This window comes from Streptomyces sp. NPDC090119 (genome assembly GCF_044747085.1).
Lineage (GTDB): Bacteria > Actinomycetota > Actinomycetes > Streptomycetales > Streptomycetaceae > Streptomyces.
Genome location: NZ_JBIVDK010000001.1, coordinates 756,743 through 780,077, shown reverse-complemented (window position 1 = coordinate 780,077; position 23,335 = coordinate 756,743). Strand labels below are relative to the sequence as shown.

General features: G+C 72.1%; 23 protein-coding genes. 9 read left to right on the top strand and 14 right to left on the bottom strand.

Translation table 11 applies throughout. The annotated features are described in order from the left end of the window. Positions 1-140 precede the first annotated feature (140 nt). The 3 genes from galE to idi all read left to right on the top strand — a co-directional run bounded on the left by galE (position 141) and on the right by idi (position 2,912). A complete protein-coding gene (gene galE / locus ACIPPM_RS03465; RefSeq protein WP_401442384.1) occupies positions 141-1,112 on the top strand; it encodes a UDP-glucose 4-epimerase GalE in 972 nt (323 codons plus the stop codon). Positions 1,113-1,272: 160 nt separating this feature from the next. Next, positions 1,273-2,214 (top strand): cation diffusion facilitator family transporter, encoded by a 942-nt coding sequence (locus ACIPPM_RS03460; protein ID WP_401442383.1) that lies wholly within the window; start codon positions 1,273-1,275, stop codon positions 2,212-2,214. A gap of 104 nt (positions 2,215-2,318) precedes the next feature. Next, positions 2,319-2,912 (top strand): isopentenyl-diphosphate Delta-isomerase, encoded by a 594-nt coding sequence (idi, locus tag ACIPPM_RS03455; protein ID WP_401442381.1) that lies wholly within the window; start codon positions 2,319-2,321, stop codon positions 2,910-2,912. Positions 2,913-2,978: 66 nt separating this feature from the next. Here the strand turns inward: idi and ACIPPM_RS03450 are convergent, their stop codons facing one another. Together ACIPPM_RS03450 and ACIPPM_RS03445 are read right to left on the bottom strand one after the other, a co-directional pair. After that, positions 2,979-3,473 (bottom strand): ATP-binding protein, encoded by a 495-nt coding sequence (locus tag ACIPPM_RS03450; protein ID WP_401444161.1) that lies wholly within the window; start codon positions 3,471-3,473, stop codon positions 2,979-2,981. 251 nt (positions 3,474-3,724) lie between these two features. Further along, positions 3,725-4,309, bottom strand: coding sequence for an HdeD family acid-resistance protein (locus tag ACIPPM_RS03445; protein ID WP_401442379.1), 585 nt, complete (start codon positions 4,307-4,309; stop codon positions 3,725-3,727). Positions 4,310-4,419: 110 nt separating this feature from the next. On the opposite strand from ACIPPM_RS03445, the gene ACIPPM_RS03440 reads away from it, so the two are divergent. Further along, positions 4,420-5,175 (top strand): enoyl-CoA hydratase/isomerase family protein, encoded by a 756-nt coding sequence (locus tag ACIPPM_RS03440; protein ID WP_401442378.1) that lies wholly within the window; start codon positions 4,420-4,422, stop codon positions 5,173-5,175. Here the strand turns inward: ACIPPM_RS03440 and ACIPPM_RS03435 are convergent. Beyond that, on the bottom strand, positions 5,162-5,797 hold the full coding sequence (locus ACIPPM_RS03435; protein WP_401442376.1) for a DJ-1/PfpI family protein: 636 nt from the start codon (positions 5,795-5,797) through the stop codon (positions 5,162-5,164). The two genes, ACIPPM_RS03440 and ACIPPM_RS03435, sit on opposite strands and share 14 nt — an antisense overlap. Positions 5,798-6,090: 293 nt before the next feature. Between ACIPPM_RS03435 and ACIPPM_RS03430 the strand changes: the two genes are divergently transcribed. Beyond that, positions 6,091-6,210, top strand: a complete 120-nt coding sequence (locus ACIPPM_RS03430) for an LPFR motif small protein (RefSeq protein ID WP_254641675.1) — start codon at positions 6,091-6,093, stop codon at positions 6,208-6,210. Positions 6,211-6,300: 90 nt separating this feature from the next. Beyond that, positions 6,301-8,733 (top strand): Tex family protein, encoded by a 2,433-nt coding sequence (locus ACIPPM_RS03425; protein WP_401442375.1) that lies wholly within the window; start codon positions 6,301-6,303, stop codon positions 8,731-8,733. A gap of 49 nt (positions 8,734-8,782) precedes the next feature. On the opposite strand, the gene ACIPPM_RS03420 is transcribed toward ACIPPM_RS03425, so the two are convergent. From ACIPPM_RS03420 to ACIPPM_RS03405, 4 genes are all read right to left on the bottom strand, one after another. Beyond that, positions 8,783-10,423, bottom strand: coding sequence for an ABC-F family ATP-binding cassette domain-containing protein (locus ACIPPM_RS03420; protein WP_401442374.1), 1,641 nt, complete (start codon positions 10,421-10,423; stop codon positions 8,783-8,785). 13 nt (positions 10,424-10,436) lie between these two features. Continuing rightward, positions 10,437-11,462 (bottom strand): oxidoreductase, encoded by a 1,026-nt coding sequence (locus ACIPPM_RS03415; RefSeq protein WP_401442373.1) that lies wholly within the window; start codon positions 11,460-11,462, stop codon positions 10,437-10,439. Between the two features lie 132 nt (positions 11,463-11,594). Next, complete coding sequence (locus ACIPPM_RS03410; RefSeq protein ID WP_401442371.1) at positions 11,595-12,422, bottom strand: MOSC domain-containing protein; 828 nt, start codon at positions 12,420-12,422, stop codon at positions 11,595-11,597. A 66-nt stretch (positions 12,423-12,488) separates the two neighbouring features. Next, positions 12,489-14,432, bottom strand: a complete 1,944-nt coding sequence (locus tag ACIPPM_RS03405; RefSeq protein ID WP_401442370.1) for a Xaa-Pro dipeptidyl-peptidase — start codon at positions 14,430-14,432, stop codon at positions 12,489-12,491. A gap of 173 nt (positions 14,433-14,605) precedes the next feature. Between ACIPPM_RS03405 and ACIPPM_RS03400 the strand changes: the two genes are divergently transcribed. After that, the gene (locus tag ACIPPM_RS03400; protein ID WP_401442369.1) at positions 14,606-16,096 is read left to right on the top strand and encodes a M1 family metallopeptidase; all 1,491 of its coding nucleotides are present in this window, start codon (positions 14,606-14,608) and stop codon (positions 16,094-16,096) included. 47 nt (positions 16,097-16,143) lie between these two features. Here ACIPPM_RS03400 and ACIPPM_RS03395 read toward each other — a convergent pair whose 3' ends face one another. Genes ACIPPM_RS03395 through ACIPPM_RS03385 form a run of 3 tightly spaced genes read right to left on the bottom strand, consistent with a single transcriptional unit; the run spans position 16,144 to position 19,049 of the window. Next, on the bottom strand, positions 16,144-17,040 hold the full coding sequence (locus ACIPPM_RS03395; RefSeq protein ID WP_401442367.1) for a PfkB family carbohydrate kinase: 897 nt from the start codon (positions 17,038-17,040) through the stop codon (positions 16,144-16,146). After that, on the bottom strand, positions 17,037-17,540 hold the full coding sequence (locus ACIPPM_RS03390) for a macro domain-containing protein (protein WP_401442366.1): 504 nt from the start codon (positions 17,538-17,540) through the stop codon (positions 17,037-17,039). The genes ACIPPM_RS03395 and ACIPPM_RS03390 overlap by 4 nt, the downstream gene beginning before the upstream one ends. A gap of 42 nt (positions 17,541-17,582) precedes the next feature. Beyond that, entirely contained in the window at positions 17,583-19,049 is a 1,467-nt protein-coding gene (locus tag ACIPPM_RS03385) for an amino acid permease (protein WP_401442364.1), read from the bottom strand. Between the two features lie 231 nt (positions 19,050-19,280). Here ACIPPM_RS03385 and ACIPPM_RS03380 point away from each other — a divergent pair, with 231 nt between their 5' ends. Then, positions 19,281-19,988, top strand: coding sequence for a MerR family transcriptional regulator (locus ACIPPM_RS03380; RefSeq protein ID WP_401442363.1), 708 nt, complete (start codon positions 19,281-19,283; stop codon positions 19,986-19,988). Here ACIPPM_RS03380 and ACIPPM_RS03375 read toward each other — a convergent pair. The 4 genes from ACIPPM_RS03375 to ACIPPM_RS03360 form a co-directional block, all read right to left on the bottom strand. Further along, positions 19,985-20,527, bottom strand: coding sequence for an NUDIX hydrolase (locus tag ACIPPM_RS03375; RefSeq protein ID WP_401442362.1), 543 nt, complete (start codon positions 20,525-20,527; stop codon positions 19,985-19,987). The two genes, ACIPPM_RS03380 and ACIPPM_RS03375, sit on opposite strands and share 4 nt — an antisense overlap. Before the next feature lie 151 nt (positions 20,528-20,678). After that, positions 20,679-21,146, bottom strand: a complete 468-nt coding sequence (locus ACIPPM_RS03370; RefSeq protein WP_401442360.1) for a hypothetical protein — start codon at positions 21,144-21,146, stop codon at positions 20,679-20,681. Continuing rightward, complete coding sequence (locus tag ACIPPM_RS03365; RefSeq protein ID WP_401442359.1) at positions 21,143-21,460, bottom strand: hypothetical protein; 318 nt, start codon at positions 21,458-21,460, stop codon at positions 21,143-21,145. The genes ACIPPM_RS03370 and ACIPPM_RS03365 overlap by 4 nt, the downstream gene beginning before the upstream one ends. 49 nt (positions 21,461-21,509) lie before the next feature. Further along, on the bottom strand, positions 21,510-22,199 hold the full coding sequence (locus ACIPPM_RS03360; RefSeq protein ID WP_401442358.1) for a DJ-1/PfpI family protein: 690 nt from the start codon (positions 22,197-22,199) through the stop codon (positions 21,510-21,512). A 197-nt stretch (positions 22,200-22,396) separates the two neighbouring features. Here ACIPPM_RS03360 and ACIPPM_RS03355 point away from each other — a divergent pair, with 197 nt between their 5' ends. After that, complete coding sequence (locus ACIPPM_RS03355; RefSeq protein ID WP_401442357.1) at positions 22,397-23,335, top strand: GlxA family transcriptional regulator; 939 nt, start codon at positions 22,397-22,399, stop codon at positions 23,333-23,335.

The following is a 23,335-nucleotide window of genomic DNA, read 5'->3' as shown; positions in this document are numbered from 1 at the left end:
CGGTCCACCGGGAACCGCACCCACCTGCGCCGCGGTCATCATCGGGGATGCGGGGGCCGCCCCACAAACCGCGCCCGGGCGAGCGGCACGTAATCGGGGCATCGGGGACACGGGGTGGCGACGACGTAGGGTCTGCGGGCATGACGTGGCTGATCACCGGCGGAGCCGGATACATCGGGGCGCACGTGGCGCGGGCCATGCACGGCGCCGGGGAGGACGTGGTCGTCCTGGACGACCTGTCGGCGGCGGTGCCCGAGCGACTGCCCGACGGGGTGGAGCTGGTCGAGGGCTCGACGCTGGACGGGGACCTGCTGAAGCGGGTGTTCGCCGAGCACGGGGTGACCGGTGTGGTGCATCTCGCGGCGCGCAAGCAGGTCGGGGAGTCGGTGGCGGAGCCCGTCCGCTACTACCGGGAGAACATCGGCGGTCTGGCGACCTTGCTGGACGCGATCGCGGACGCGGGCGTACGGCGGCTGGTCTTCTCCTCCTCGGCGGCCGTGTACGGCAACCCGGACGTGGACCTGATCACCGAGGACACCCCGTGCGCCCCGGTGAACCCGTACGGCGAGACCAAGCTGGCCGGTGAGTGGCTGGTCCGGGCGGCCGGGCGGGCGCATGGCATCTCGACGGTGTGCCTGCGCTACTTCAACGTGGCGGGCGCGGCCGCGCCGGAGCTGGCGGACACCGGGGTGTCCAACATCGTCCCGATGGTCTTCGACCGGCTGACCCGGGACGAGCCGCCCCGGATCTTCGGCGCCGACTACCCGACGCCGGACGGCACCTGTGTCCGCGACTACATCCATGTGACCGATCTGGCCGAGGCCCACCTCGCGGCGGCCCGGCGGCTGTCCGACGGCTCGGTCACCGGCGATCTGACGCTGAACATCGGCCGGGGCGAGGGCGTCTCGGTGCGGGAGCTGATCACGGTGATCGGTGAGGTCACCGGGGACCGGCGGGCGCCGGTGGTGGAGGACCGGCGGCCGGGGGACGCGCCGCGCGCGGTCGCCTCCGCCGAGCGGGCGGCGGCCGAGCTGGGCTGGCGGGCGCGGCTCGGGGTGCCGGAGATGGTCGCCTCGGCGTGGACCGGCCGGCAGCGCCACCACGGCCGGTAGGGCATGCCGCACGGCTCTGACCTGCGCATCGTTTCCGCAGGTCAGAGCACATGACAACGGTGTTCAGTGCCGCGTTGCCCGGTGGCCGCCGACCGTAGTTGACTGATGGCCGGTGCGTTCGTTTGCGAACCGGCGCGCGGCGCTGAAGGGCGGTCTTCCGATGGGGGCAGGGCACGATCACGGGCACGCGCACAGCCATGTGCCGCCCACGGGGACGGCCGCGGCCGCGTACCGGGGCAGGCTGCGCGCGGCCCTGGGCATCACCCTCACGATCATGGTGGTCGAGATCGTCGGCGGTCTCGTCGCGGACTCCCTGGCCCTGATCGCGGACGCCGCCCACATGGCGACCGACGCGGTGGGCCTGGTCATGGCGCTGCTGGCGATCCACTTCGCGGCCCGGCCGCCGAGTACCAACCGCACCTTCGGCTTCGCCCGCGCCGAGATCCTGGCGGCGCTCGCCAACTGTGTGCTGCTGCTCGGCGTGGGCGGCTATGTGCTGGTCGAGGCGGTGGAGCGGTTCCTGCGGCCGGCCGAGACGCACGGCGGGCTGATGGTCGTGTTCGGCGCGATCGGCCTGGTGGCGAACTCCGTGTCGCTCCTGCTGCTGATGCGCGGACAGAAGGAGAGCCTCAATGTGCGCGGGGCCTTCCTGGAGGTCGCCGCGGACGCGCTGGGCTCGGTGGCGGTGATCATCTCGGCGGCCGTGATCCTGGCCACCGGCTGGCAGGCCGCCGACCCGATCGCCTCGCTGGTCATCGGGCTGATGATCGTGCCGAGGACGCTGCGGCTGCTGCGCGAGACGCTGGACGTGCTGCTGGAGGCGGCACCCAAGGACGTCGACATGAGTGAGGTACGGACACACATCCTGGAGCTGGACGGTGTGGAGGACGTACATGACCTGCACGCGTGGACCATCACCTCGGGCATGCCTGTGCTCTCCGCACATGTGGTGGTGAGCACGGATGTGCTGAACGCCATCGGCCACGAGAAGATGCTGCACGAGCTGCAGGGCTGTCTGGGCGACCACTTCGACGTGGAGCACTGCACCTTCCAACTGGAGCCGGGCGGGCACGCGGAGCACGAGGCGCGGCTCTGTCACTGAGCGACACGTACGGGTCCAGGACATGCGGACGTGCCGGGAAGTGCAGGGAGTGCCCGTTTCGTACGGCAGACTTGGAGGTGCGAAGACCGACGCGAAGGATGGGTATGCCGATCACACCTGCCACCGAGACGCACAGCTCGTCGAACGGCACCACAGAGTCGATCTTGCTGGAACTCGTGGACGAGAACGGCGTGACGATCGGCACCGCGGAGAAGCTCGCCGCCCACCAGCCGCCGGGGCAGCTGCACCGGGCGTTCTCGGTGTTCCTCTTCGACGAGCGGGGCCGGCTGCTGCTCCAGCAGCGGGCGCTCGGCAAGTACCACTCCCCCGGCGTGTGGTCCAACACCTGCTGCGGCCACCCCTACCCCGGTGAGGCGCCGTTCGCGGCGGCGGCCCGGCGTACGCACGAGGAGCTGGGGGTCTCGCCCTCACTGCTGGCCCAGGCGGGCACGGTGCGCTACAACCATCCGGACCCGGCGTCGGGCCTGGTGGAGCAGGAGTACAACCACCTCTTCGTCGGCCTGGTGCAGCAGACCCTGGCGCCGGACCCGGCGGAGGTGGGCGGCACCGCCTTCGTGACGGCGGCGGAGCTGGCCGAGCGGCACGCGCGGGAGCCGTTCTCCGCGTGGTTCATGACGGTGCTGGACGCGGCGCGTCCGGCGATCAAGGAGCTGACGGGGTCGTCCGCGGGCTGGTAGGCCCCGCGCGGGGCCCTCTTCCGGCCTCGCTTCCGTGGGCCTCGCTGTCGTGGGCCGCGCGGGCCCTCATCTGGACAGCGTGGGTTTGAGCGGCAGGGCGGCCCAGATCACCTTGCCGCCGCTCGCCGTGTGCTCCACGTCGACCGCGCCGCCCGCCTCCCGCGCCACCTCGCGCACCAGCAGCAGGCCCCGGCCGCCGGTCTGGGCGTGGTCGGCCTCCAGCGCGGTGGGGCGGTAGGGGTGGTTGTCCTCCACCGAGACCCGGACCCACTCGGCGCCGACGGCCACTTCGACCCCGAGCATCGGGGAGAGCAGCGCTGCGTGCTTGACGGCATTCGTGACCAGCTCGGAGACGATCAGCAGGAGCCCGTCCACCACTTCGTCCGCGACCGGTACGCCTTGGCGCATCAGCAGGTCCCGCACGGCGTGCCGCGCCTGCGGGACCGAGGCGTCCACGGCGGGGGCGGTGAACCGCCACACGCCCTCGTACGGCAGGGGTTCGGGCGGTAGCCCGGCGCCCTCCGGCGGCCGCGGCACACCCCCGCGCCCGTGGTTGTCCATCGTCCGGTCGCCACCCTCGCGCTCGATTGTCACCACACGTCGAGTGTTGGTAACAATGGGCTCCGCCCCGGAGGACTGAACACAAGTCAGCGGGTATCGAACGGTTCCGACCGCTCTCGCACAGTGCGGTCACGCGGACGACCGCATCTGTCGTCCGGGCGACCGGTTCGAGAACTATTCAGCTTGTACGGGTTGATCAGGTCCGGTTGTACGGGTTGATCAGGTCCGGACCGGAGGCCCGGCACGGGCCGTCAGACGCGGGCCCCGTCGTCCATCATGCCGACCACCCGGCGCCCGCCGTATCCGGCGGCGATCAGGCCGAGGCCGTCGAAGAGCAGGGCGAGGGAGAAGAAGCAGCCGATGACGTACTGGCTGCTGCCGGGCCAGCTCACCAGGACCAGGATGCCCAGCAGCAGGTCGAACGCGCCGAGCAGCAGGGTCCAGCCGAACTGGGGGCCGCGCACCACCACGCTGCCGACCAGCCGGAACAGGCCCGCGGCGAGGAACAGCAGCGCGGCGAACATGGTCAGGGCGTCGGCCGCCGCGTGCGGCATCCGGATGACGACGATCCCGGCGGCGATGTTCAGGGCGGCCACGATGACGCCGAGCCAGAGGAAGTTGGTGCCACGTGCCTGCACCGAGTGCAGCAGGCCCACGACGCCGCCGATCAGCAGCAGCCAGCCGAACAGGATCATCGAGGTCAGTGTGGCCACCGCCGTGTAGACCAGGCCGACGATCCCGGCGATCACCAGGATCACCCCGAGCACCGCGAGCCAGCTGAAGTTCCGACTCAGGCCCTTCGCGCCCCTCGCCCCGGTTTTGCCGGATCTGGCCATCGCCGCCTCCTTGATCGCCCCTGTTTGCTGTTCTTCTCTCCTTTTGTCCCTCGGGTGGTGCGAGCTAACTCACCCGGCCGTGACCGGCACCCGCGGATAGCATCCGCCGCATGGAGCCCCAGCTGTCGCACGACGTCACCGACCGCGTCGCCACCGTCGTCATCCGCCACCCGGCCAAGCGCAACGCCATGACGGCCGCGATGTGGCGGGCGCTGCCCCCGCTGCTGGCGGAGCTGGCCGCCGAACCCGGGGTGCGCGCGCTGGTGCTCACCGGGGAGGGCGGGGCCTTCTGCGCGGGCGCGGACATCTCCACGCTGCGGGGTTCGCCCGCCGAGGCGCAGGGACTCGCGGTGGCCGCCGAGGAGGCGCTGGCCGCGTTCCCCAAGCCGACGCTCGCCGCGATCAAGGGCCACTGCGTGGGCGGCGGGGCCCAGCTCGCGGCCGCCTGCGACCTCCGGCTGGCGGAGGAGGGCGCGCTGTTCGGCGTGACCCCGGCGCGGCTCGGGATCGTCTACCCCGCCTCCTCCACCCGGCGGCTGGTCTCCCTGGTCGGCCCCGCGACGGCCAAGTACCTCCTCTTCTCGGCCGAGTTGATCGACACCGGCCGCGCCCTGCGCACCGGTCTGGTGGACGAGGTGCTCCCGGTCGGCGAGCTGGACAAGCGGGTCGCCGCCCTCACCGCCACCCTGGCCGCCCGCTCCCAGCTCACCCAGGCCGCCGCGAAGGAGTACGCCGACGGCCGCACCGACCGCGACGCCCACTGGACCGCCCAGGCCCGCGCCTCGACCGACACGGAAGAGGGCGTGACCGCCTTCCTGGAGCGCAGGGAGCCCCGGTTCACCTGGAGCGTGCCTACGACACGATGAACCGGCTGCGCGCGCGCAGGGCGTCGACCAGGTGGGCGGGCGCCTTGTCCGGCGAACCGGCGTCGTAGGGCGGCCGCGGGTCGTACTCGTGGGCGAGCTGGATCGCCTGGGCGTACTCGTCGCCCGCGATCCGGCCGAGCAGGGTGAGGCCCATGTCGATCCCGGCGGAGACTCCGGCGGCCGTCATGTACTTGCCGTCGGTCACCACGCGCTCCGGGACGTGTTCTGCGCCAAACCGCGCCAGTTCGCCGACGGCGAGCCAGTGCGAGGTGGCGCGGCGGCCCGTGAGCAGTCCGGCGGCGCCCAGCAGCAGGGAGCCGGTGCACACCGAGGTGGTCCAGGTGCTGGTGGCGTCCACCCGGCGCAGCCAGTCGAGCAGCGGGCCGTGCTCCATCAGCGCGCTCTGGCCGGGCCCGCCCGGCACCACCAGCACGTCGGGGCCGGTGACCTCGGCCAGGGAGCGGTCGGCGACCAGGGCGAGCTTGCCGGTGTCGGTGCGCACGGGTCCGGCCTGCTCGGCGACGAACACGGTCTCCGCGTCCGGTGTGCGGGCCAGGACCTCGTACGGTCCGACCGCGTCCAGGGCGGTGAAGCGGTCGTAGAGGAGGATGGCGATCTGCATGGCGGTCCTTTCGGCGTCCCCGCCGGGACCAGCAGGGTGTGCGGGTCGGGTGCGAGGGTGAGACCCCTGGAGGTGCGCACCGGGCCGCCGTCCGGGGAGGCGGTGACCAGCGGGTAACTGCCCGGGGCGGGGCTGCGGCATACGTCGATTCTTCGGCGGGCCGACGGCGTCCGCAATGACGGACCCCCAGCCTTTCCTGCCATCGGGATCGACGGAGGCGACCGGGCGTGCGCCGACGACCTCGGGGTACCCGGTGCGGACCGGGCAACCGCCGGGTGGATTGGAGTTCTCTCATGTTCCGTGCCATCGCCGATGTGCTGCGCCAGATAGGTGGCGCCATCGCCACCGTCGTCACCCTGCCGTTCCGGGCGCTCGCCCGGCTGTTCGGCGGGGCCTCCAGCGGGCGGGCCTGACGCGGGCGACCGGTGCGCCCTGTCGTCCGTTCCCCCGTGCCGCCTGCCACAATTGCCGCGCAACGTTCAGCGGAGAAGGCGGATGGGATCGTGACGACACCCCTCACAGGGTCCATCGAAAGCAGGATCGCCGGGGAACTCGGCGTACGGGAGCGGCAGGTGAAGGCCGCGGTGGAGCTGCTGGACGGCGGTTCGACGGTGCCCTTCATCGCCCGCTACCGCAAGGAGGTCACCGAGAGCCTCGACGACGCGCAGCTGCGCACCCTCGAGGAGCGGCTGCGGTATCTGCGTGAGCTGGAGGAGCGCCGGAGCGCGATCCTGGAGTCGGTGCGCGAGCAGGGCAAGCTCACCGCAGAGCTGGAGGAGCGCATCCGGGGCGCCGAGACCAAGGCGCGCCTGGAGGACATCTACCTGCCGTACAAGCCCAAGCGGCGCACCAAGGCGCAGATCGCCCGGGAGGCCGGTCTCGAACCGCTGGCCGAGGGGCTGTTGAGCGACCCGTCGGTGGAACCGGCGGCCGCCGCGGCCGCGTTCGTGGACGCCGACAAGGGTGTCGCGGACCCGCAGGCCGCGCTGGACGGGGCGCGGGCGATCCTGACGGAGCGGTTCTCCGAGGACGCCGACCTGATCGGCGAGCTGCGCGAGCGGATGTGGACGCGCGGTCGGCTGGCCGCCAAGGTGCGGGACGGCAAGGAGGAGGCGGGCGCCAAGTTCGCCGACTACTTCGACTTCACCGAGCCGTTCACCGCGCTCCCCTCGCACCGCGTCCTGGCGATGCTGCGCGGCGAGAAGGAGGAGGTCCTCGACCTCGTCCTGGAGCCGGAGGAGCCGACGGAGCCCGCCGGGGGCCGGTCGTCGTACGAGGGTGTCATCGCGGGCCGGTTCGGCATCGCGGACCGGGGCCGTCCCGGTGACAAGTGGCTCGGCGACACGGTCCGTTGGGCCTGGCGCACCCGCGTCCTGGTGCACCTCGGCATCGACCTCAGGCTGCGGTTGCGTACGGCCGCCGAGGACGAGGCGGTCGACGTGTTCGCCGCCAATCTGCGTGATCTGCTGCTGGCCGCCCCGGCCGGTACCCGCGCCACGCTGGGCCTGGACCCCGGTTTCCGTACCGGGGTGAAGGTGGCCGTGGTCGACGCGACCGGCAAGGCCGTCGCCACCGACGTGATCTACCCGCACGTGCCCGCCAACAGGTGGGACGAGGCGATCGCCAAGCTGGCCCGGCTGGCGAAGGAGCACACGGTCGACCTGGTCGCCATCGGCAACGGCACCGCCTCCCGCGAGACGGACAAGCTGGCCACCGAACTCATCGCCAAGCACCCGGAGTTGAACCTCACCAAGGTGATGGTGTCCGAGGCGGGCGCGTCGGTGTACTCGGCGTCGGAGTACGCCTCCCGTGAACTGCCCGGCATGGACGTGTCGTTGCGCGGCGCGGTCTCCATCGCCCGGCGGCTGCAGGACCCGCTGGCCGAGCTGGTGAAGATCGACCCGAAGTCGATCGGTGTCGGCCAGTACCAGCACGACCTGTCCGAGGTGAAGCTGTCCCGCTCGCTGGACGCGGTGGTCGAGGACTGTGTGAACGGTGTCGGCGTGGACGTCAACACCGCGTCCGTGCCGCTGCTTTCGCGGGTGTCCGGCATCTCCGCCACGCTGGCCGAGAACATCGTGACGCACCGCGACACCAACGGCCCGTTCACCTCCCGCGTGGAGCTGAAGAAGGTGTCCCGGCTGGGTCCGAAGGCGTACGAGCAGTGCGCGGGCTTCCTGCGCATCCGGGGCGGCTCGGACCCGCTGGACTCCTCCAGCGTGCACCCGGAGGCGTACCCGGTGGTGCGGCGGATGGTGAAGACGGCGGGGCAGGACGTGGCCTCGCTGGTCGGCGACACCGGGGTGCTGCGCTCGCTGCGGCCCGCCGACTTCGTGGACGACACCTTCGGTCTGCCGACCGTGTCCGACATCCTGAAGGAGCTGGAGAAGCCGGGGCGTGACCCGCGTCCGGCGTTCAAGACGGCGACCTTCAAGGAGGGTGTGGAGAAGATCTCCGACCTGTCCGCCGGGATGGTGCTGGAGGGTGTGGTGACGAACGTGGCCGCCTTCGGCGCGTTCGTGGACATCGGCGTCCACCAGGACGGCCTGGTGCACGTCTCGGCGATGTCGAAGACGTTCGTCAAGGACCCGCGCGACGTCGCCAAGCCGGGTGACATCGTCAAGGTGAAGGTCCTGGACGTGGACATCCCGCGCAAGCGGATCGCGCTGACGCTGCGGCTGGACGACGAGGCGGCCGCGCGGGAGCCGGGCGCTCCCCGTCAGCAGCGGGGCGGTGGCGGCCGCCCGCCGCAGCAGCGGCAGGGCCAGGGCGGTCAGGGTCAGGGCCGCCAGGGCCAGGGCCAGGGCGGTCAGGGCCGGGGCAGCGGTGGCGGCAAGGACCGGGGCGGGCGTCCGGCCCCGGCACCGGCCAACGGCGCCATGGCCGACGCGCTGCGCCGTGCGGGCCTGGTCGACCCGAAGAAGGGCCGCCGCTGATCGGCTCCCCGTTCTCGGCCCGGCCGTGCGGCCGGGCCGAGGGCGGGGTTCAGTGTTCGGTGACCTTGCCGTCCGCGACCTCCAGGCGGCGGGTCACCTTGATCGCGTCCAGCATGCGGCGGTCGTGGGTGACCAGCAGCAGGGTGCCGTCGTAGGAGTCGAGGGCCGACTCCAGCTGTTCGATGGCGGGCAGGTCGAGGTGGTTGGTCGGCTCGTCCAGGACCAGCAGGTTGACGCCCCGGCCCTGGAGCAGGGCGAGGGCGGCGCGGGTGCGTTCGCCGGGCGAGAGGGACACGGCCGGGCGCAGGACGTGGCCGGACTTCAGGCCGAACTTGGCGAGCAGGGTACGTACGTCCGCCGGTTCGGTGTCCGGGACGGCCGTCTGGAAGGCGTCGAGCAGTGACTCGGAGCCGTGGAACAGCTTGCGGGCCTGGTCGACCTCGCCGACCAGCACCCCGGAGCCCAGCGTGGCGTCCCCGGAGTCCAGCGGGACCCGGCCGAGCAGCGCGCCGAGCAGGGTGGACTTGCCCGCGCCGTTGGCCCCGGTGACCGCGATCCGGTCGGCCCAGTCGACCTGGAGCGAGACCGGGCCCAGGCGGAAGCCGTCGCGCCGGACCTCGGCGTCCCGGAGCGTGGCCACGACCGCGCCGGAGCGCGGGGCGGCGGCGATCTCCATGCGCAGCTCCCACTCCTTGCGGGGCTCGTCGACCACCTCCAGGCGCTCGATCATCCGCTGGGTCTGCCGGGCCTTGGCGGCCTGCTTCTCGCTGGCCTCGCTGCGGAACTTCCGGCCGATCTTGTCGTTGTCGGACCCCGCCTTGCGCCGGGCGTTCTTCACGCCCTTGTCCATCCAGGAGCGCTGCGTCTGCGCCCGGTCCTGGAGGGCGGCGCGCTTGTCGGCGTACTCCTCGTAGTCCTCGCGGGCGTGCCTGCGGGCCACGTCCCGCTCCTCCAGATAGGCCGCGTAGCCGCCGCCGTAGAGGTTGATCTGCTGCTGGGCCAGGTCGAGTTCGAGGACCTTGGTGACGGTGCGGGTGAGGAACTCGCGGTCGTGGCTGACGACGACGGTGCCCGCGCGCAGGCCGGTGACGAAGCGTTCCAGCCGCTCCAGGCCGTCGAGGTCGAGGTCGTTGGTGGGCTCGTCCAGCAGGAAGACGTCGTAGCGGGAGAGCAGCAGGGAGGCGAGTCCGGCGCGGGCGGCCTGGCCGCCGGACAGGGAGGTCATGGGCCGGTCCAGGCCGACGGAGAGGCCGAGGGTGTCCGCCACGTCCGCGGCGCGTTCGTCCAGGTCGGCGCCGCCCAGGTTGAGCCAGCGGTCCAGGGCGGTGGCGTAGGCGTCGTCGGCGCCGGGCGCGCCGTCGACCAGTGCCTGGGTGGCCTCGTCCATGGTGCGCTGGGCCTCGGCGACGCCGGTGCGGCGCGCCAGGAACTCGGCCACGGACTCCCCCTGCCTGCGCTCCGGCTCCTGCGGCAGGTGGCCGACGGTCGCGGTCGGCGGGGAGAGCCGCAGCTCGCCCTCCTCGGGCCGGGTGAGCCCGGCGAGCATCTTCAGCAGCGTGGACTTGCCCGCGCCGTTGGCACCGACCAGTCCGATCACGTCACCGGGTGCGACGACGAGGTCGAGCCCGGTGAAGAGGGAGCGGTCGCCGTAGCCGGCGGCGAGGTTCTTGGCGACGAGGGTGGCAGTCATCAGGACGCCGATTTTAGTCGCGGGCCGACGCGCCTCGGACCGGTGCCACCAGGACCCCGCCGGAGGTGCGGGCCACGAGGTACGCCTCGCCCCGGACCGTCCTCGGGTCGAGCGGCAGCCGGTGGTGGCCGGGGCCGAGGGTGGCGTCCAGGACGGTGTGGACGCGGGTGCGGCGCAGCCGGTCGAAGCGGTACGCGGTGAGCTGGACGCGGCCCGGCGCGGACACGTCGATCTCGGCGGCGTACGGGGTCGCGGTCAGCGCGGTGAGGCGGCGGCGCCCTTCCGGAGCCCGGTCCAGGGCCTGCTGGAGCTGGGCGACGAGGAGCGGGACGACGGGTGCGGGCGTGTCCACGAGGACGATGCCGGTTCGCGCGAACGCCTCGCGCAGGGCGGCCCGTTGAGGCTCCGAGACGGTCAGCGCGGCGCCGTACGAGGTGAGTTCCCCGGCCGGGACGTCGGTGGCGTCCGGGGTGATGTCGGCGCCGATGCCGATGCCGCGCAGGGCGGCCGCCAGCTTGGCGAGAAGGCCGGCGCGGGGGCCGACGAGGAGCACCCGGCGCGGTGGGGTGGCGTCGTGGGTGCCGTGGAGCAGCGCGGTGAGGGCGGCACGGTAGGCGGGGCCGTGGAAGCGGAACGGGCCGGTGCCGTGGTAGCCGTCGCGTTCGAGGTCGACGTGTTCGCCGGTCTGCCAGGCGAAGTCCCGCCAGCGGTAGTCGTCGCCGTCCCGTTCGATGACGACGGTGACGGCGCCGCAGCCCAGGTCGGCGCACTCCGGGCAGCCGTAGAGCACGAACCGGCCGCCGGGCAGCGGGGGTTCGTCCTCCAGCAGCAGGGCGCGGACCTGGGCGTCGAGCACGGCGGGCGGGAGGTCGGAGGCGAGCGGCGACACGGCGTCCAGGTCGGCGAGCCGGAACAGCAGCGGGCTGCCGTCGACGACGAAGTCCACGAAGTCGCGGTGGACCTGGTGGCCGCCGTCGGCGAGGACGGTGCCGACGCGGGTCGCCGGTTCCAGGCCGAAGGTGGCGTAGGCGGGTGACATGAGAGGAGTATTCCCACGTCCGGCCCGGGCAGCGGCCCGCACCGGTGCTCGCTTCCCCGCCCCGGCCCCCGGACCGGTCCTGTCCGGCGGCGGGCGTACGCGTGGTCGAGGGCGTACGGGCCGGACCGCGGCTTACCTTTCCGGCTCCCCCCACTCCCCGACGACCACCTCGTCCCCCACGGACACCTTGCCGGGGCGCAGTACGGCGTACTTCACCCCGAAGACGACCCCGCCCTGGGCCGCGCGGCGGTAACCGGCGAGGGTGCGCAGGGGCTCGGGGCCCGAACGGGCGCCGGTCTCCTGGTCGACCATGGTGACGGCGCAGCGGACGGCGAGCTTGGTGTAGCCGAGTTCGGCCGAGCCGAGGGTGAGGTGGTGGGCGCGGTCCTCGGTGTGCGGCTCGGCCCAGCCGTCGACGACGATGTTGGGACGGAAGCGGTTCATCGGCAGCGGGTCGGCACCGCGTTCCCCGAGCTTCTCGTTCAGCAGGTCGAGCGTGGCGCGGGAGAGGAGGTGCACGGCGGAGCTGTCGGCGTATCCGGAGGTCCCCGGTGTCCGGCCGTCGGTCACCCGGTCGTGGTCGGGCGGTACGCGGACCAGCCTGCTGGGGGCGCCGAGTACCGAGGACAGCCAGTCGGCGACCGTGTCGCCCTGGTCGATCCCCCGGTAGGCGACGCCGAACAGGTCGACGGGCCGGGCGGGACCGGACGCGTCGACGTCGATGGCCAGCGGTTCGAAGCCGGGCGCCCGGAGGGTGAGCCGGGCACCGTCGTGCGTGACGCGGGGCCGGATCAGCGCCAGCCGGGGGTCGCGCCGCTGGGTACGGAAGACCCCCGCGTCGCTGACGGCCATGAACCCGCGGTCGTGCGCGAGTCCGGCGGGGGTCAGCAGGGCTTCCTCGACCGGGACTCCGGCGCAGCCTTTGACGGGGTAGTACGTCAGCGCGGTGATGACAGGCATGAGCACTCCGACCGAGCGGTGACCTGGGCGAGGCTGCCATCGTCGCACCCCCGCCCGGTCCGGTGTCTACCGGTCGGCGCCCGCGGTGCAGCCGTCGCCGTGGCCGGTCGGGCAGCGCGGGGTGCCGACGACGGTGAGGGTGCGCTCGGCGGGCGGTGCGGTGGTGGCGCGGGTCAGGGCGGCCGGGCCGCCGGTCAGCGGGAGGCGGGCGGTGGTGCGGGAGAGGTCGAGGGTGAGGGCGGGGCGGGTGGCGGGCGGTTCGATGAGGTCCTTGTCGGTGCCCGCGACGACCAGCGCCAGCCGGTGACCCTCGGGTACGACGTGGTCGGTGGCGGCGAGGTCGAGGGTCATGGTGTAGGCGCGGCCGGGGGTGAGCGGGACGCCCTTGGCGAGCGAGGCGTGGTGGCCGAGGTCGGCCCAGCCCCGGCTGACGACGGTGGCGCCCACGTCGGCCGTCTTCGCGGCGGTGGTCTTGAAGCAGGCGCTGTCCCCGGCCGTGCTCTCGCCCCAGCAGGTGCGCCCGGTGAGGGTGGTGATGCCCTCGCCGCTGTCGGCGTAGTCCCGGATGGTGTCGGGGCCGAGGTCGATCAGGACGGCGGACAGGTGGGCGGAGGCGGTGCTCGGGGTGGCGGTGACGGTCACCCGGGAGGACCCGGAGATCCGCAGCGGGCCGGTGAGTGCCGGGGTGATGAAGGCGGCCTTGTCGGGGGTGGACCTGGTGAGGTCGGCCGCCCAGTCGGTCTCGCTCCGGCTCGGGTCGTCGGTGAAGGTCTCGGTGCCGGTGGCCCGGTGCAGGCCCAGGGTGCCGACGCCGGGCGTGGCGCCGCGGGCCGGGTACAGGGTGGTGGTGCGGGTGTCGCGCGGGGGCCAGACGGCGGAGGTGGTCCACTGGTCGGGGTGGCGTTCGATGTCGGCCATGGGCTCGCGGTCGATGCCGTTGTCGTAGCCGAGGAGTTCGTGGTCGAACCAGCGGTGCAGGGTGTCGACCCAGGCGCGGCGCCGATAGTCGAAGGGGTCGACGTGGCCGGTCTGGGAGAGCCAGATCTTGCGCTCGACGCCGTGCTTCGCCAGCGCGTCCCACCACTGGCCGAGGTGCTTGGTGCGGACGTTGAGGTCCTGCATGCCGTGCACCAGGAACACGCTGGCGCGGACCTTGCCCGCGTCCTTCACGTAGTCCCGCTCGGTCCACAGCCGGGTCCAGTCACCGGAGGCGGGGCTGCCGTCGGCGAGCTTCTTCTGTACGGCGGCGCAGTGGGCCCCTTCGTTCTCCACGTACCCGGCGAGTTCGTCGGGGCCGCCGTCGTAGAGCTGGGCGCCCTGGGCGAAGTAGTAGTCGTACCAGGAGGAGATGCCGCTGATCGGGACGATGGTCTTCAGGTTCTTGACGCCGGTCGCGGCGACACCGTTGGCGATGGTGGCGTCCCAGCTCTTGCCGATCATGCCGGTGGCGCCGTTGGTCCAGCCCGCCTTGACCTGGGTTCCGCCGGTCCGGGCGGTGTAGGCGCGGGCGCGGCCGCCGAGCCAGTCGACGACGGCCTTGGCGGAGCCGATGTCGGAGCGACCGCCGACGTCCACGCAGCCGTCGCTGCGATTGGTCCCGGTGAGGTCGACACCGACGAACGCGTAGCCGCGCGGCACGAAGTAGTTGTCGTAGAAGAGCGGCATCTGCACGACGTGCCCCTGCGCGTCGTACGTCTTCAGCTGGCTCTCGTTGCCGCGGCCGCAGCAGGAGTAGTAGGGGCTGGCGTCCATGATGACGGGCACCTTGCGGCCCGCGCGGGCGGCTTCGGCGGGGCGGACGATGTCGGCGGCGACGCGGTCGGTGCGGCCGTCGCCGTCCTCGTCCAGGCCGGTGTCCACCCAGACGGACTCGCGGACGGCGTCGGCGTACGAGTACACGGGCCTGCTCTCGCGCGGTGCCGCCTGGGCGGCGGTGGGGGCGAGGAGGACGGCCGTCAGTGCGCCGACGGCCAGGACCGCGAGCATTCTCCAGAGCGAGCGATTCGGCATGGGCGGACGCTACTCCCGTCAACACCCGTACAGAAGAGGGCCTTTCAGTGGTCACCGGGACGCGTGACGGCTGAATGGCGATCGTGTGACAGCTGGGGCCGTGGACACGTCAGAAGCAGCCGGGACTGAATAGGCTCCGAACAGACTTCCTGTCCAGAAGACTTGGAGCTGACGTGCACCGCAGAATCATCGCACCGGGCGCCCTGGCCGCGGCCTCCCTCCTGCTGGCGATCCCGGCATCGGCCGCGTCGTCCGCGCCCGGCGCGCCGGGCATCGGCGACCCCTACTACCCGCAGTACGGCAACGGCGGCTACGACGTCTCGCACTACGACCTGAGGCTCCAGTACCAGCCGAAGACCGATGAGCTGCAGGGCACCGCGACCATCCTGGCGAAGACCACGCAGGACCTGTCCAGCTTCGACCTGGACTTCCTGCTGGACGTCAGCGAGGTGCGGGTCAACGGCACCAAGGCCGCGTTCACCACGTCGGGCGAGCACGAGCTGGTCGTCACGCCGAAGACCCCGCTGGCCAAGGGGACGCAGGTCACCGTGGTCGTCCGGTACAGCGGGGTGCCGTCCACGAAGAGCGCGTACGGCTTCAACACCTGGCACCGCACCCCGGACGGCGCGATCGCGGCCGACGAGCCCGAGGCGGCCTGGTGGTGGTTCCCGAGCAATGACCACCCCAGCGACAAGGCGACCTACGACGTGTCGGTGGCGGTGCCGGACGGCACCCAGGCGATCTCCAACGGCACGCTGGCGTCGACCAGTTCGAAGCTGGGCTGGACCCGGTACAACTGGCGCCAGGACAAGCCGCAGGCCACCTATCTGGCCACGCTCGCGCTCGGCCGGTTCGACATCACCACCTCCACCTCCGAGGGCGGGGTGCCGGTGGTCAACGCGTACAGCAAGGATCTCGGCGCGAACGACGGCGCGGCGCGGGCGAGTGTGGAGCGCACCGGTGAGCTGGTGGACTGGCTGAGCGGCTATTTCGGGCCGTATCCGTTCTCCTCGGCGGGCGGCTACGTCCCGAACACCACCACCGGGTACGCCCTGGAGACGCAGACCCGCGTCTACTACAGCCCGAAGCAGTTCGCGGCCGGTTCCAACACCTCGGTGGTCGTGCACGAGCTGGCCCACCAGTGGTACGGCGACGACGTGTCGCTGAAGGGCTGGAAGGACATCTGGATCAACGAGGGCTTCGCCCGGTACGCGCAGTGGCTCTGGTCCGAGCACGAGGGCGAGGGCACCACGCGTGAGCTGGCCGACTACGTGTACGCCTCGCACCCGGCCGACGACCCGTTCTGGACCGTGAAGCCCGGTGACCCCGGCGCGGACGCGCAGTTCGACCTCGCCGTCTACGACCGGGGCGCGCTGGCCGTGCAGGCGCTGCGCGAGCAGATCGGCGACGACGCGTTCTTCGCCGTGCTGAGGGGCTGGCCGAAGGAGCACGCCTACGGCAACGCCTCGGTGGCCGACTTCCAGAAGTACGCCGAGCAGGTGTCCGGCAAGCCGCTGGCCGCGCTCTTCGACACCTGGCTGTTCCAGCCGTCGAAGCCGGACGCGCGGGGCCCGGCCTCGGCGGCCCGGTCCCTGACGGCGAAGGTCGCGCAGCCCAAGTCGTGGAAGAAGATCGAGGCGACGAACGACGTGCACGCGCACTGAGTCCCGCTTCGCACTGAGCCCCGCTTCTGCACTGAGCCCCGCTTCGCCTAGGCCGTGACGGTCTCCTCCCCGAGGAGACCGTCACGGCCTATCGCGTCCGCGCGGGTGGCCGGGACGGTGCAGGCGTAGGCGCCCGCTGTCGCGCCGTACCGGGCGCAGCGCTCGGGTGTCTCCCCGGCGAGGTGGCCGTAGAGGAAGGCGGCGGCGAAGGCGTCGCCCGCGCCGTTGGAGTCGACCACCGGGGCGGGCGGGGTCGTCGGTGGGACGTGGGTCAGCTTGCCGTCGGCCAGCAGATACGCCCCCTCGGCGCCCGCCGTGGCCACGACGACCTCGGCCCGGCCACGCTCGGCTATCCACCGCATGGTGCGCTCGGGGTCGTCGAGCGCGGCGGCGGAGACGAAGACCAGGTCGGCGGCGAGGGCGTACGGCTCGTGGTACGGGTTCTCGCCGTCCCAGTCGTGCAGGTCGGTGGAGAGGGGCACACCGGTCTCGCGGAGCAGCGGCAGGGCCTCGACGCAGGGCGGGGTGATCGTCACGTGGACATGCCGGGCCGCCACCGCGAGGGGGCGCAGCACGTCGTCGGGGAAGCGGTCGCCGGGGCGGGCGCGGCTGGTGTCGTACAGGGAGAGGCGGCGGCCGTCCGGGCCGACCAGGTTGACCGCCCGCTTGGTCCCGGCGGGCTGGGGCAGCGCGGTCAGGGCGATGCCCCGGTCCCGGTGCAGGGCGCGGACGAGGTCGCCCTCGGGGTCGTCGCCGATCAGGTCGAGGTGGTGGATGTCGAGGCCCAGCGCGGCCAGCCCGAGCGCGACGAAGTCGCCGGTCTGCCCGGCGCGGGTGTGCACCCCGGTGTCGACGTGATAGCTGTCGGCGAAGGGCAACGGCAGCTCGGGCACGCGGACGATGGTGTCCACCCCGGCTCCGCCCAGCACCAGTACGTCCGTCATGCGGCCTCCCCCTGGTCGTCCACGGTGGCGTGGTCGTACACAGTGACGGGGATGCCCCGTCCCGCCAGCCGCCCGCCGACGAGCGGCTCGACGAGCGGCCACTCGCCGCCCGCCAGGCCGCAGCCTATGCGGGGCATGTGCACGGAGGCGCCGAGTTCGATCACTTGGTCGGCGAGGCGGCCGAGGGCGGTGTCGATCGCCTCGTACCGCACCGGGGCGCCCTTGCCGCGCCCCCTGATGCCGTGCTGGCCGATCATGTTGGCCACCCACAGGCGCGGGCCGACCTCGACGAGCTGGACGGCGCCCAGGCCGAAGTCGTTGTCCGCGCGGCCCTGGTACCAGGCGCGGTAGGCCGCCTCCGGCTCCGGCCAGCGGTTGGACAGCGCGGAGACGAAGCCCCTCCCCCAGCCGCCGATGTCGTTGCAGACATGGGCGATCACGCGGGCGCCCTCCGCACATGGCGCGGTGGCGTCACCCCGGATGTAAACGATCTCCGACATGACGCCACCGTAAGGGCTGCCACTGACAGTGGCCGTGACCTGCTACTTCGTGAGGTCGGTCAGCTCCCGGTCGGCGTTCGCGGTGACGCGGCGGCGCACTCCGAACCAGCCCGCGACCAGCAGGACGGCGATCAGCGGGATCAGGTAGAGGGTGCGGCGGCCGACCTCGGGGTCGTTCCACATCATGCCGAGACAGACCAGCAGGAAGGCGATCGTGACGATCTCCGTGACCGGGCTGAACTTGAGCTGGAAGCGCGGGCGGGTGACCCGGCCCTCGCGGGCGCGGCGGACGAAGATCATGTGGCAGAGCATGATGATCACCCAGGTGCTGATGATGCCGAGCGAGGCGACGTTCAGCACGATCTCGAACGCCTGGCTGGGCACGAGGTAGTTCAGGCCGACGCCGAGCACGCAGACCGCGCAGGTCAGCAGGATGCCGCCGTAGGGGACCTGGCTGCGGTTCATCCGGGCGGTGAACTTCGGCGCGGAACCGGCCATGGCCATGGAGCGCAGGATGCGGCCGGTGGAGTACAGGCCGGAGTTCAGCGAGGACATGGCGGCGGTGAGCACCACCAGGTTCATCACGTCACCGGCCGCCGGGATGCCGACCTTGGACAGGACGGTCACGAACGGGCTCTGGTCGGCGGAGTACACCGAGCCGGGCAGCAGCAGGGCGAGCAGCACCACGGAGCCGACGTAGAACACGCCGACGCGCCACATGATCGAGTTCACCGCGCGCGGGACGACCTTCTCGGGGTGCTCGGTCTCACCGGCGGCGACGCCGACCAGCTCGAGCGCGGCGTACGCGAAGATCACGCCCTGCATGACGAGGACGACCGGCATCATGCCGTGCGGGAAGATCCCGCCGTGGTCGGTGATGAGGCTGACGCCGGGCTGGTGGCCGCCGACGTCGTGCTGGGTGGCCAGCAGGAAGATGCCGATGAGCATGAAGCCCACCAGGGTGGCGACCTTGATGATGGAGAACCAGAACTCCATCTCGCCGAAGATCTTGACCGAGATCAGGTTCACGGCGAGCACCACGGCCAGCGCGACGAGTGCCAGCACCCACTGCGGTATGGACGTGAACATGCTCCAGTAGTGCGTGTAGAGCGCGATCGCGGTGATGTCGGCGATGCCGGTGGTCGACCAGTTCAGGAAGTACATCCAGCCGGCGACATAGGCGCCCTTCTCGCCGAGGAACTCGCGCGCGTACGACACGAAGGACCCGGAGGACGGGCGGTACAGGACCAGCTCGCCCAGCGCCCGGACCACGAAGAAGGCGAAGACTCCGCAGACCAGGTAGGCCAGGGCGAGCGCGGGGCCCGCGTTATGCAGGCGGCCGCCCGCTCCGAGGAACAGGCCGGTGCCGATGGCGCCACCGATGGCGATCATGTTGACGTGGCGGGCCTTGAGGTCCTTGCTGTAACCGGCGTCGCCCGCGTCCGCGGGCGTCTGGGCCTGCTGCGTGGGGGCAGCGGCCGGGGCCGAGTCAACGGCGTCCTTGCTCACGGATCGTTCCACTCTCTGGTACTCCCGGGCCACGAGGGACCGGTTCCTTACAGGGCGGCCCGCGCCGCACGATCATGTCGCGGTACAGACCAAGGCAGCAGCTTCCCAGAGAGATCACCCGATATGCGGTGGTCCACGTCACAGAGCGGCACTTCTCACATGACCTTCGCGGGTTGCACACTCCCGCCTCCGCGGGTTTCACACACCTGCTGCGACAGCAATACTGCTGCGATGACCACCGAGGCCGAGGACCCGACCCTCACCATCGACGAGCTGGCCGCGCGGTCCGGCGTCACCGTGCGCACGGTGCGTTTCTACGGCACCCGCGGTCTGCTCCCGCCCCCGGAGATAGGCCCCCGCCGGGTCGGCCGGTACGGGCGCGAGCACCTGGCCCGCCTCGCGCTGATCGAGGAGCTGCGGCTCCAGGGCATGACGCTGGCGGCGATCGAGCGGTACCTCGGCCGCCTCCCGGCCGACCTCACCGCGCAGGACCTCGCGGTGCACCGGGCGGTCGTCTCCTCCTGGGCCCCGGAGGCGGTGGAGACGGTCGGCCGCGCCGAGCTGGACCGCCGGGCGGGGCGCAGGCTGACCGACGACGACGTACGGCGGCTGACGGCGATGGACGTGCTGGCGCGGCTGGACGAGGACGGCTACCGGGTCGACACCGGGCTGCTGCGTCTCGCCGTACAGCTCCTGGACCTCCCCTTCTCCCCCGAGGTCATCCTCGCCGCCCGCACCACCCTCCTCGACCACTCCCGCGCGGCCGCCCGCGAACTCTCCACCCTCCTGCGCGACGCGGTCCCCGAACACACCCCCCAGGACGTCCGCACCCTCTCCGCCCACATGCAGCCCCTGGTCATCCAGGCCCTCCTGACCACGTTCCAGCGGTCACTGCGGCAGGAGGTACGGGAGTGGCTGGGGGAAGGTGAGGAGGGCTAGACCGGGTCCGGGCCGGGGTGGCGGGGGCCCGTCAGATCGTCGCCGCACTGCTGCCGGAACGCGCGATACCGGCTGAAGGCTTCGTGACTGTCAGGGGTGAAGCGCCACTCCGACAGGGCCGCGTGAAGCTCCGACTCGGTCAGCCAGCCGTGCCAGGCGACCTCGCCGGGATCGGGGACCACGGCGTCCGGGATGACGGCCTCATGCACACCGAGCCAGTGCGGGCTCAAGCCACTGCGGTTGACGAACGTGAACAGCAGGCGCGGCAGGCCAAGAATGCCCAGCTCCTCGGTCAGCTCCCGCGCGGCGGCCTGTTCATAGGATTCGCCGACGATCGCCGCGCCCCCGACCATGACCTCATGGAGCCCGGGGAAGCGCGCCAGCTGCTCCGACCGCCGGTGCACGAGGAACCGGCCGCGCTCGTCACGGCACACCGTCGAGGCGATGCGATGCAGCCAGCCCTCCCGGACGGCCTGCCGACGCGTGACCACCCCCAGAACACGGTCCTGACCATCGACCCGCTCCACCAGTTCCTCCACGAACCACACCCTGACAGACCCCACTGACAACGCCGCTTCCCGGCAAGCCGCGAGCCGTTCCGGCCGCGACGTCAACGAGCACTCAGGGCGCGACGGGCCTCATTGACGAGGTTGTGCGCGTCAGTACGAGTCGCACACGGGCCGTGCGTGGTCACGCGCCCGTGGTGGAGCCGGGGCGGACGATCATCAGTACGGTGACCGCTGCCCACAGCAGGTTGAAGATGCCGGTGAGCATGGCGAGCCGGCCCGGTGCCACGGGAGGTGCCTGCGGCAGGGCGGATTCGGTGGCCACGGCCAGTGCGCGGTCCTGGGCGGGCAGGATCAGCAGGGCCAGGACGGCGGCGGCCGCCGCGGTCAGCAGGATCGAGGTGATCAGCCAGCCGTCGCCGAGGACGCCGAGGCTGCCGGCCGTGGCGAGGCCGAAGAGGGGAACGGCGATGCCGATGCCCGCGTAGACGCGGCAGATGCGGTGCAGTGTCCGCAGGGTCGTCCGGGCGTCGCCGTCGCCATCACCTTGAGCGCGGCGCAGCGTGGCGGGGAACATGCTCGCGGCGACCGTGACAGGCCCTACGGCGATCAGGGCGGTCAGGACGTGCAAGGAGAGGAGCACCTTGGTCATGCCAGCTGCTCCCCGGCCGGCCGGCGCTCGCCGATCACCTTCGAGGAGGGGAGGCGACCGGCCCGGGAGGTGCCCCGGAGGGTGTCGCCGTCGACCGTGACATCGAACGCCAGGTTCAGCCGCAGGGGGCGGGTGACGGCCTGTTTCCAGGTGAGCCGGCCGTCGTCGAGGGTGATGTCGCTGAGCGGCACCTCCTCGCCGGCTCCGCGGGCGACGCCCGTCAGCAGGCCGTCCCGCTCGTGGAGTTCCATCACGGCCTTGATCCGGCCGACGGGGGTGGAGACGGAAAGGTGCCAGGTGCCTTCTACGGACATGCTGATGTTCCTTCTGATGGTGCGAGGGGGGAAGCGGAGGGCCGAGTGGTCAGAGGGCGGCGGGCACCGGGCCCCGAGTCCGCCAGACGGTGCCGCGCCGCTCGTGGGCGAACAGCTCTTCGACGGCGTGCGCGATTCGGGGGCCCACCTCGCGCTCCAGCAGGTACAGGCCCAGGTCGAGCCCGGAGGTGACTCCGGCGCCGGTGACCAGATCGCCGTCGTCCACGACGCGGGCGCGGACCGCGTGGGCGCCGGTGGCGTCCAGCAGGTCGAGGCCCAGGTGGTGGGTGGTCGCGTGACGCCCCTCCAGCAGACCCGCCATGGCCAGGACGAGCGAGCCACCGCAGACGGCGGCGACCGTGATGCCCGGATCGTTCATGGCCCGCTCCAGGAGTGCGGGGAGCCCGGTGGTGAGCGTGCGGCCCAGCAGTACCGGGATGAACTCGTCCCGCTTCCACTCGCCGGCGCCCAGCTCCTCTTCGGGTGTCTCGCCGGGTTCGCCCACGCGCCCGGAGGCGCCGGGCACCAGAAGCAGGTCCGCGCGTTGCAGGTCGACGGCGCCGGTGGCGCGCAGTGTCAGCCCGCCGGTGCCGCTGATCACCTCACGCGGGCCCTCCGCGGAGACCAGCTCGACGGTCACCGCGCCGTCCGACGCCGTGCCACCGGCGTGGAGCACCTCATAGGGGGCGATGACGTCGAGCGGGTCGAAGCCGTCGAACAGGACAACCTGAACGTGCATGGAGGTTCCCTCGGAGTCGCTTTCCATCGGACACCCCGAAGTCAACCCGTGACCGCCGTGAGCGCCCAGTGGCAGTAGTGACAGGGTTCGACGGGAAAACGCCACGACCGCCCGAGGGCTTCGGAATGATGCCTGACATGGGGCGCCCGGACGGTTGACCGGCGCCGTCATGTCCGGTGGAGGAGTACGTTTTCGCCATGCACACCGTCGCCGTTCTCGCACTGGACCAGGTGATCCCGTTCGACCTGTCGACCCCGATCGAGGTGTTCTCCCGGACCCGCCTGCCGGACGGGCGGCCCGGCTACCAGGTACGGGTGTGCGCCGAGCGGGACGAGATCGACGCGGGAGCCTTCGCCCTGCGCGCCCCCTGGGGGCTGGAGGGCCTCCAGGGGGCGGACACGATCATCGTGCCGGGCATCGCCGAACCCACCGCCCCGCTCCCTCCCACCATCCGGGACGCGCTGCGGTCGGCTGCGGCCGACGGCACGCGGATCGCTTCCCTCTGCGTGGGCACCTTCCCCCTGGCCGCCACCGGCCTCCTCAACGGCCTGCGCGCGACGACCCACTGGCGGGCGGCCGCTCTCCTGGCCGCCGCACACCCCGACATCGACGTCGACCCGGACGTCCTGTACGTCGACAACGGCCAGTTCCTCACCTCGGCCGGCGCGGCCGCCGGCCTGGACCTCTGTCTGCACATGATCCGCCGTGACTACGGCTCGGCCGTGGCCGCCGACGCAGCCCGCCTGTCGGTGATGCCCCTCGAACGGGAAGGCGGTCAGGCCCAGTTCATCGTCCACGACCACGTACCCACCCCGCGGGGCTCCGAGCTGGAGACGCTGCTCGCCTGGCTGCGGGAGAACCTGGCCGGTGAAATCACCCTCACCGACATCGCGGAGCACGCGGGAACCAGCACCCGCACCCTGATCCGCCGCTTCCGCGACCAGACCGGCACCACCCCGCTCCAGTGGCTCCACCGCGCCCGCATCCGTCAGGCCCAGCATCTGCTGGAAACCACGGCCCACTCCGTCGAACGCATCGGTCACCAGGTCGGCTTCGCCTCCCCGACCACCTTCCGTGACCGTTTCAAGCGCACCACCGGTGTCAGCCCGCAGGCCTACCGGCGCACGTTCGCCTGA